Origin of the sequence: Streptomyces caeni, assembly GCF_042678285.1 — a bacterium.
In the GTDB taxonomy this organism is placed as follows: Bacteria; Actinomycetota; Actinomycetes; order Streptomycetales; family Streptomycetaceae; genus Streptomyces; species Streptomyces caeni.
Genome location: NZ_JBHUDX010000161.1, coordinates 1 through 1921, shown reverse-complemented (window position 1 = coordinate 1921; position 1921 = coordinate 1). Strand labels below are relative to the sequence as shown.

The 1921-nt window shown below is 63.2% G+C and carries 3 protein-coding genes; 2 read left to right on the top strand and 1 reads right to left on the bottom strand.

Features of this window, described 5'->3' with window-relative positions; all coding sequences use genetic code 11:
• Positions 1-215, bottom strand: a 215-nt coding sequence (locus ACFSL4_RS37385) for a hypothetical protein (RefSeq protein ID WP_381092577.1), incomplete at its 3' end; no start/stop codon positions are given.
• Positions 216-446: 231 nt separating this feature from the next.
• Between ACFSL4_RS37385 and ACFSL4_RS37380 the strand changes: the two genes are divergently transcribed.
• Positions 447-1547 carry a glycosyltransferase family 4 protein gene (locus ACFSL4_RS37380; protein WP_381092576.1) on the top strand — a complete coding sequence of 367 codons (1101 nt, stop codon included), beginning with the start codon at positions 447-449 and terminating at the stop codon, positions 1545-1547.
• 161 nt (positions 1548-1708) lie between these two features.
• Positions 1709-1921, top strand: a 213-nt coding sequence (locus ACFSL4_RS37375; protein ID WP_381092575.1) for a GDP-mannose 4,6-dehydratase, incomplete at its 3' end; no start/stop codon positions are given.

The window sequence follows — 1921 nt, the reverse complement described above, 5'->3', positions numbered from 1 at the left end:
GAGGTGAGCAGCGGGGACAACCGTAGATTGCGTTGCGCGACGCCGGTGTCGATGGCCGCGATGGCCTCCGAATAGGCTTCCTCCAGCCAGTGCGGTTCGTCGATGAACCAGTAGTCGCAGTCGACACACATGCGGTACGTCGCCTGATGGCGTGCCAGAACCGTGCCCCGGTGGGTGACGCTGGATTCGCCGCCGCAGATCTTGCAAGGAACCATGGCAGGTGATTCTACGGAGGTCGCGTCCAGCAGGTTCCGGGACCGGGGGACGACGAGGGGCAGAGAAGTCCGCATTTTCACCCGATGAGTGCAGCGTCGAGTTCGGGAATTGTTGATGGCCCCTTGGGGCAGGTCAGGGCCGGGCGGATCGTGGGGTGCGGACCCGTTCGCGTGAATCCATCGGCATTGACGGGCGATGCCATTGGCCCGCACTCTCCCTGACTGCAGGCTGTGGCAGGCTTCTTTGGGCTGTTGTGGCGATGGAGCGAGGTGCAGGTGCGGGTCCTATTTTCTCCCGACGTGTTCGTCCGCCAGCGGGTCGGCGGGGTCAGCCGATATTTTTCCGAACTCCATGCCGGATTGAAGGAGGCGGGCGTCGACGCACGCCTCTTCGCTGGATTGCACGACAATCAGTACATTGCACGGAGCCCGGCAAGGGCGATGCTGGGGCGACTGCCGTGGAGATCGCGCCTTTTGCTGAGCGATGCGGCGTTCGCCGCATACTCCGCAGCGCAGCGCAGACCGGGCGTGGTTCACCCCACCTACTACACGTCGAGCGCGGTTCCCGGCGGTCGTCCGCATGTCTGCACGTTCTACGACCTGATTCACCTCCGGTACCCCGACTCCTTCGCCTCGGGTGCCGACACCGTCGACAGGCAGCGGTTCTGGGCTCGCAGAGCCGACAGGGTCATCGCCATTTCGGAAGCGACCGCCCAGGACCTGGTGTCCCTGCTGGGGGTACCGCGCGAAAAGATCACGGTTGTCCACCTGGGTGTGCACATGCCTGATGTGACGGCCGAGAAGAAGACGAGCGACTACATCCTCTACGTCGGCGGCCGGGCCGGATACAAGAACTGGCGCATCGTTGTACAGGGCCTCAGAGCCCGGGAACTCGCGCAGCTACGGCTCGTCTGCGCAGGAGGCGGCGCCCCCACGGACGAGGAGAAGACGCTGCTCGAAGATTGCGGATTGTCGCGGCGTGTCGAATTCGTGCAGGCCGATGAGAGGGCGCTCTGCGGGCTCTACCGGTCCGCGGTGGCACTCGTTTTCCCGTCGCTCTGCGAGGGATTCGGGCTTCCTCCGCTCGAAGCAATGGCCCGCGGGGTACCGGTGGTCGCTGCCAGGGCGGCGTCCATTCCAGAGGTTGTGGGTGATGCGGCTCTGCTCTTCGATCCCCGCAGTCCGGATGAACTTGTTTACTCGCTCGGACGCCTGCTCAATACCGCCACGCGGGATGAGTTCGCCAAGCGTGGGCTCTCGCAGGCGCGGAAGTTCCCCTGGAGCAAAACAGTCAACCGGACAATCGAAGTCTACCGCGAATTGCTTTCCTGAGTGGCCCGCCAATGGGCTTGGCGCGGTCGATCCGACCCCGACACACATGAAGAAAGCGTAGGAATCAGTACTGATTTCCCTAACCTGAGCAGATACCGATGTCCCTTCCGGTGGAAGGTGTACTCGGCTATAACTGATCCGACCACCAGCATGGAGTGCGCGTGACCGTCAAGAAGGCGCTCATCACCGGTATCACCGGCCAGGACGGCTCATATCTGGCCGAGTTGCTGCTGGAGAAGGGTTACCAGGTCCACGGCATCATCCGCCGTGCCTCGACGTTCAATACCCAGCGGATCAACCACCTCTACGAGGATCTGCATGACCCGCAGCGGCGGTTGTTCCTGCACTATGGCGACTTGACCGACGGCACCCGG